Origin of the sequence: Streptomyces sp. NPDC058375 (assembly GCF_042723425.1) — a bacterium.
GTDB lineage: Bacteria > Actinomycetota > Actinomycetes > Streptomycetales > Streptomycetaceae > Streptomyces > Streptomyces durocortorensis.
On the sequence record NZ_JBHXJG010000353.1, the window covers coordinates 1 to 5,702 of the forward strand.

Sequence of the window (5,702 nt, forward strand, 5' to 3'; positions counted from 1 at the left end):
ATACTGGGATTGAACCAGTGACCTCTTCCGTGTCAGGGAAGCGCTCTCCCGCTGAGCTAATCGCGCAGGTGAACCTGCGTTTACCGCGTGTGTACTGCGTGCGCGATACTGGGATTGAACCAGTGACCTCTTCCGTGTCAGGGAAGCGCTCTCCCGCTGAGCTAATCGCGCGGGGATCCTTGCGGACCGATGATCCTTGCGGATCAGTGGACGATACTGGGATTGAACCAGTGACCTCTTCCGTGTCAGGGAAGCGCTCTCCCGCTGAGCTAATCGTCCTTGGAGGTGGAGACGGGATTTGAACCCGTGTAGACGGCTTTGCAGGCCGTTGCCTCGCCTCTCGGCCACTCCACCAGGGATGGGGGCTCGGGAAGAATCCCCCACCTTCTGCGAGCGGACGACCAGGTTCGAACTGGCGACCTCAACCTTGGCAAGGTTGCGCTCTACCAACTGAGCTACGTCCGCTTGTCTTTCCCGGCCCGCTTGCGCGTCCCGGCGACGTGTTGAACTCTAGCGGATTCCTGGGCCAGTACAAAAACGCGTTTGTGCAGCGTGCTGCGCCGACCCCGGCCCGGTCCTCGCCCCGACGCAGGTCACCGCACACCGTCCTAGACTCATTCGCGTGTCCGACCTCGCCCCCTTGGCCCGTTTCGACGGCCTCATAGCCTCCGGTCTGCAGGATGTGACCCACGATCCCGCGGCTCTCGACTCGTCCGGTTTCTGGGCGGTATCCGCCGATTTCGAGGGTCGTATCGTCTGCGCCCGCTTCTCCGACGTACGCAAGGAAGCGGTGCCCTCTCCCGTGCCCGGAGCCTGGCGCGGTCCCGCCGCCGGGGACTGGACCTCCTCACTGGACCGTGACGCCTACACGGCGGGCGTACGGCGGATCCGTGAACACATCGCGGCGGGCGACGTCTACCAGGCCAACCTCTGCCGGGTGCTGTCCGCACCGCTGCCCGGCGGCGGGGCCGGCGCCGATGTCGACGCGCTGACCTCCCTCCTCGCCCGCGGCAACCCCGCCCCGTACGCGGGAACGATCCGGCTGCCCGGCCACGGCGTGGAGATCGCCACCGCCTCCCCGGAGCTCTTCCTCCGGCGCGACGGGCGGACGGTGGAGTCCGGGCCGATCAAGGGCACCGGCCGGACCGAGGCCGACCTGCTGGAGAAGGATCACGCGGAGAACGTGATGATCGTGGACCTGGTCCGCAACGATCTGGGCCGGGTCTGCGCCACCGGCAGTGTGAGCGTGCCCGATCTCTGCGTGGTGGAGAAGCACCCCGGTCTCGTCCATCTCGTCTCCACCGTCCGGGGCCGGCTGGCCGAGGGGGCGGGCTGGCCGGAGCTGTTGGCGGCGGCCTTCCCGCCCGGCTCGGTCACCGGCGCGCCGAAGTCCAGCGCGCTGCGGATCATCGCCGAGCTGGAGCGGGGCCCGCGCGGACCGTACTGCGGGGCGATCGGCTGGGTCGACGCGGACCGGGGCACCGCATCGCTCGCCGTGGGCATACGGACGTTCTGGATCGACCGGACCGGGCCCGAGGCGCTGCTGCGGTTCGGGACCGGCGCCGGGATCACCTGGGGATCCGACCCGGAGCGCGAATGGGACGAGACCGAACTCAAGGCTTCCCGGCTGCTCGCTGTAGCGTCGGGTGCGTGTCTGGAGACAGGAAGGGCCGCATGATGAGGATCTGGGTCAACGGCGGACTGCGGGACGCCGACGACGCCCGGCTTTCGGTGCTCGACCACGGGCTGACCGTGGGCGACGGCATCTTCGAGACGGTGCGTACGAGCGAGGGGCGCCCCTTCGCGTTGACCCGGCACCTCGACCGCCTTACCCGGTCCGCCCGGGGCCTCGGCCTGCCCGACCCGGACCACGACGAGGTCCGCCGCGCCGTCGCCGCGGTCATCGGCGCCAACCCCGTCGCCCTGGGGCGCCTGCGGATCACCTACACCGGCGGGCTGTCCCCGCTCGGCTCGGACCGGGGCACCGCCGGGCCGAGCCTGGTCGTCGCCCTCGACGGGGTGAGCCGCCGCCCGGACAGCACGGCGGTGATCACCGTCCCCTGGACGCGCAACGAACGCGGCGCGCTCACCGGCCTGAAGACCACCTCGTACGCGGAGAATGTCGTCGCCCTGGCCCGGGCGCGGGAGCGGGGCGCGTCCGAGGCGCTGTTCCCCAACACCGCCGACCGGCTCTGCGAAGGCACCGGCTCCAACGTGTTCGTCGTCCTGGACGGCCGCATCCACACCCCGCCGGTCGCCTCCGGCTGCCTCGCCGGGATCACCCGCGCACTGACCGTGGAGTGGACCGGGGCAGAGGAGACCGACCTGCCGATGGACGTGCTCGCCGAGGCCGACGAGGTGTTCCTGACCTCGACCCTCCGCGACGTCCAGGCGGTGCACCGGGTCGACGACCGCGAGCTGACGCCGGAGATCGGACCGGTGACGGCGAAGGCGATGCGGATCTTCGCCGAGCGGGCGGGCGACGACCTCGACCCGTAGAACGGATCCGACGGCCCGGAAACGCGCGTGACGGGGTGTCGTCCAGGGGATACAAACCCTTGATGACCACGACACTCCGGCCGTCCGGGCCGCTCCAGCAAGGCCCTGACGGTGCGCGGGCCCGCCACTACGACGTGTGCGACAACGGCCGGCCCGTCGGCACCGTCGCGATCAGCACCGACGACGCGTTCGGCCCGACCGCCGGAGTGCTCGGCTCCCTCGCCGTGGAGGAGTCCCGGCGCAGGCGCGGCCGGGGCACCATCGCCGCGCTCGCCGCCGAGGAGGTGCTGCGGGGGTGGGGCTGCACCCGGGTACGGGTGGAGGTCCCCGCCGACAACGACCCGGCCCGACGCCTCGCGGCCGCCCTCGGCTACACCGAACGCAGCCGCAACATGGTGAAGGACCTCGGTCCGGACACCGCCCCGCTGCCCGCCGGTCTCACCTCGCGCGCGATGAGCGAGGGGGAGTTCGCGGCCTGGCGGCAGGAGGCGGTGCAGACGTACGCACGGGGCTGGATCGACCGCGGAGTGGCGCCCGAGCAGGCCCGGCTCAAGTCCGAGGCCGACCACGCCGCGCACCTGCCGGACGGACTGGCGACCGACGAGGTGCGCTTCCAGGTGCTGGTGCAGGCCGACGAGGTCGTCGGCCATGTGTGGGTGGCCCTGCGGGAGCTGGAGCCGGGCGGCCCGGCCGGATTCGTCTTCGACGTGCGGGTGCGCGAGGAACACCGGGGCAGGGGCCACGGCCGGACCCTGATGCTGCTCGCCGAGGACATCACCCGCTCCTGGCGCGCGGACCGGATCGGCCTGCACGTCTTCGCCTCCAACACCCCGGCCCTGCGGCTGTACGAGTCCCTGGGCTACACGACGACGCGGTACAACCTGGCCAAGGCGCTGTAGCGGTCCCTTCCGGGCCGCCCGGCCTGCCTCGTGTCGGGTGCCCGCCTCGCCCGGCTACCGGTCCCGTGCGGCCGAAATGCCGTCGACGATCTCCTCGATCCGCTCGCGCAGCCCGTCCTGGCTCTTGCCGCCGTCCAGCCGCTCGTCGCCGATCACATAGGTGGGCGTGCCGGTGACGCCGATCGCCTTGCCCTCCGCCTGGTCGGCGTCGACGATCAGCAGATGCCGGCCGTCGATCAACGCGGTGTCGAACTCCTCGGCGTCCAGGCCCAGTTCGCGTGCCACATCGAGCAGCACCGGCTCGCCCGTGCGGCCGAGGTCATCGGTGCGGGACAGCAGGGCCTCGATGTACGGCCATCCCTGGCCCTGCTCGACGGCCTCCTCGGCGGCCTGGGCCGCGGCGTACGCGTGCTTGTGCTTCTCCAGCGGGAAGTGCCGCAGCCGGAACTCGACGCGGTCCCCGTACCGGGCCCGCAGGGCGCGCACATCGTCGAGGGATCGGTGGCAGTCGGGGCATTCGAGGTCGCACCACAGGTCGACGACGACCGGTGCCGCGGGGGTGGAATCGCTCATGCGCCCAGTCTTCCAGGCCGCGAGGGCGCGGCCCAATCCGCACCGGGCCCCACCCCCTGGGGAGGAGCCCGGCCCTGAAATGTCCCTGAGGTGGACCGCCGCCGTGGCCCCGACGAGGGTCGCCGGTGCAGGATGGAAGGGACGTACCCCCTGAGCCTGGAGGCCGTGATGCTTGCCGAGACCATCTGTTCCGCGGTGTCGGCGGCCGGCCTGGGCATCGCCGCGGTGACCGCGTACCGCAAGCGGTTCCTCACGGCCACGAGGATTGCCGCCTACTCCCTCGTCCCCGTCGGGCTCGTGCTGACCGGGGTCGTCGAGTGGGTCGCCGGGATCGCCTTCAAGCCCGGCGTCTGGGTCGGCTTCGGGGTGCTCGGCCTCTCCTGGCTGCTGTTCATGACCACCCGCGCCATCGAGCGCCGCAGCGGCACCACCCGCGCGGAACGCAAGGCCGCGCGGGCGGCCGGGCGGAATGAGGCAGTCGCCCCGGCCGCCTCGGCCCCTTCGCTCGGCGCCGGCGGTGCGGCAGGACCCGCGGCCACGGCCGCGAAGCCGCAGCCGAAGCCCAAGCAGAAGCAGGAGGCCGCCGCGCCCGGTGACGACTTCAGCGACATCGAGGCGATCCTCAAGAAGCACGGCATCTGAGGCTTCGGGCTTCCAGCGGGCCCGTCCGGTCCGAATGCCTGACGGCGCCCCGTACGCCGGAGCGATTTCCAATGGCCACGGGACGGTGAACTCCCGGGTGAATGACCCCGGTTGAGCGCCAGCCCGTCCAAGGGTGCGTCATGATCACACCGAGATGGTGGATACTTCCCGGGGCGAAGCCCCCGCACGCCCCGCCGAAGAGCCCCGCGGCTGTCTCTTCGCGCTCTCCCAGCCGCCTCTGATGATCTTCCTGACGGTCATCGGGGTGCTGCTGCTGATGGCCGCTCTGCACGATCTCTTCATGCTGTGACGCGCCGCGCCGCCGCGCGGGGCGACGCAGGCATCGGCGTCAGCCCGCGGCTTCCTTGCGCCGGGCCCGGTACGCCGCGACGTGGAGCCGGTTCCCGCACGTACGGCTGGAGCAGTAGCGGCGGGAGCGGTTGCGCGACAGGTCGACGAACGCGTGCCCGCAGTCCGGGGCCTCGCAGCGCCGCAGCCGCTCCTGCTCGCCCGCCACGATGATGAAGGCGAGCGCCATGCCGCAGTCGGCCGCGAGATGGTCGGCGATCGAGGCGTCCGGTGCGAAGTAGTGCACGTGCCAGTCGTAGCCGTCGTGGTCGGTGAGCTGCGGGGTGGTCCCGGCCGCCGCGACGAGCCGGTTCACCAGGTCGGCGGCGGTGCGGGGGTCGGGGGCCGCGAAGACCTCGGCGAAACGGGCCCGGACATCGCGGACGGCGGTCAGGTCCCGCTCGCCGAGCGTGCCGACCCCGCTGATGAGATGCCGCTCCGCGAAGGCGTACAGGGCGGGGATGTCGGCGAGACCGTCCTCGGGGCCGTCCACGAGTGGGTCCGCGGGGTCGTCCCGCGGCGGCTCGCTCTCCGGTGCGGTGTTCACCAGATCGACCACCGTGTCGAGGGCGATCCGGGTGTCGTGAGGGATCAGCACGCTTCGCTCCCTGGCCTCCGGCGGGCGGGCGCCTGCCGATGGCGGCTGACTCTACTGGCTCGGTCCGCCGGGGCCGGGGGCGGTGCGGGCCCGCCCGGGAGCGGAACGGGCCCCTCCGGCGCCGGGGAGGGGTATGCGGGGGC

At 71.9% G+C, this 5,702-nt stretch carries 7 protein-coding genes and 4 tRNA genes; 5 read left to right on the forward strand and 6 right to left on the reverse strand.

What is annotated here, in order from left to right; genetic code table 11:
- Positions 1-99: 99 nt before the first annotated feature.
- From ACFWM7_RS32995 to ACFWM7_RS33010, 4 genes are all read right to left on the reverse strand, one after another.
- A tRNA-Val gene (locus ACFWM7_RS32995) sits at positions 100-171 on the reverse strand.
- A 36-nt stretch (positions 172-207) separates the two neighbouring features.
- Positions 208-279, reverse strand: a tRNA-Val gene (locus tag ACFWM7_RS33000).
- A gap of 1 nt (position 280) precedes the next feature.
- Positions 281-354: transfer RNA gene (locus tag ACFWM7_RS33005), tRNA-Cys, on the reverse strand.
- Positions 355-392: 38 nt separating this feature from the next.
- Positions 393-465, reverse strand: a tRNA-Gly gene (locus ACFWM7_RS33010).
- Positions 466-622: 157 nt separating this feature from the next.
- Between ACFWM7_RS33010 and ACFWM7_RS33015 the strand changes: the two genes are divergently transcribed.
- The 3 genes from ACFWM7_RS33015 (at position 623) to ACFWM7_RS33025 (ending at position 3,398) form a co-directional block, all read left to right on the forward strand.
- A complete protein-coding gene (locus ACFWM7_RS33015) occupies positions 623-1,678 on the forward strand; it encodes a chorismate-binding protein (RefSeq protein ID WP_383267846.1) in 1,056 nt (351 codons plus the stop codon).
- Positions 1,678-2,499 carry an aminotransferase class IV gene (locus tag ACFWM7_RS33020; protein ID WP_383267861.1) on the forward strand — a complete coding sequence of 274 codons (822 nt, stop codon included), beginning with the start codon at positions 1,678-1,680 and terminating at the stop codon, positions 2,497-2,499. The genes ACFWM7_RS33015 and ACFWM7_RS33020 overlap by 1 nt, the downstream gene beginning before the upstream one ends.
- 62 nt (positions 2,500-2,561) lie before the next feature.
- The gene (locus ACFWM7_RS33025) at positions 2,562-3,398 is read left to right on the forward strand and encodes a GNAT family N-acetyltransferase (protein WP_383267849.1); all 837 of its coding nucleotides are present in this window, start codon (positions 2,562-2,564) and stop codon (positions 3,396-3,398) included.
- A 54-nt stretch (positions 3,399-3,452) separates the two neighbouring features.
- On the opposite strand, the gene ACFWM7_RS33030 is transcribed toward ACFWM7_RS33025, so the two are convergent.
- Positions 3,453-3,971: a DsbA family protein gene (locus tag ACFWM7_RS33030; protein ID WP_383267852.1), complete on the reverse strand. Its 519-nt coding sequence runs from the start codon at positions 3,969-3,971 to the stop codon at positions 3,453-3,455.
- 168 nt (positions 3,972-4,139) lie between these two features.
- On the opposite strand from ACFWM7_RS33030, the gene ACFWM7_RS33035 reads away from it, so the two are divergent.
- Both ACFWM7_RS33035 and ACFWM7_RS33040 read left to right on the forward strand, forming a co-directional pair.
- On the forward strand, positions 4,140-4,613 hold the full coding sequence (locus ACFWM7_RS33035; protein WP_383267855.1) for a hypothetical protein: 474 nt from the start codon (positions 4,140-4,142) through the stop codon (positions 4,611-4,613).
- 154 nt (positions 4,614-4,767) lie between these two features.
- The gene (locus tag ACFWM7_RS33040) at positions 4,768-4,923 is read left to right on the forward strand and encodes a hypothetical protein (protein ID WP_010057260.1); all 156 of its coding nucleotides are present in this window, start codon (positions 4,768-4,770) and stop codon (positions 4,921-4,923) included.
- A 39-nt stretch (positions 4,924-4,962) separates the two neighbouring features.
- Here ACFWM7_RS33040 and ACFWM7_RS33045 read toward each other — a convergent pair whose 3' ends face one another.
- Positions 4,963-5,559, reverse strand: coding sequence for a CGNR zinc finger domain-containing protein (locus ACFWM7_RS33045; RefSeq protein ID WP_383267858.1), 597 nt, complete (start codon positions 5,557-5,559; stop codon positions 4,963-4,965).
- Between the last annotated feature and the right edge of the window lie 143 nt (positions 5,560-5,702).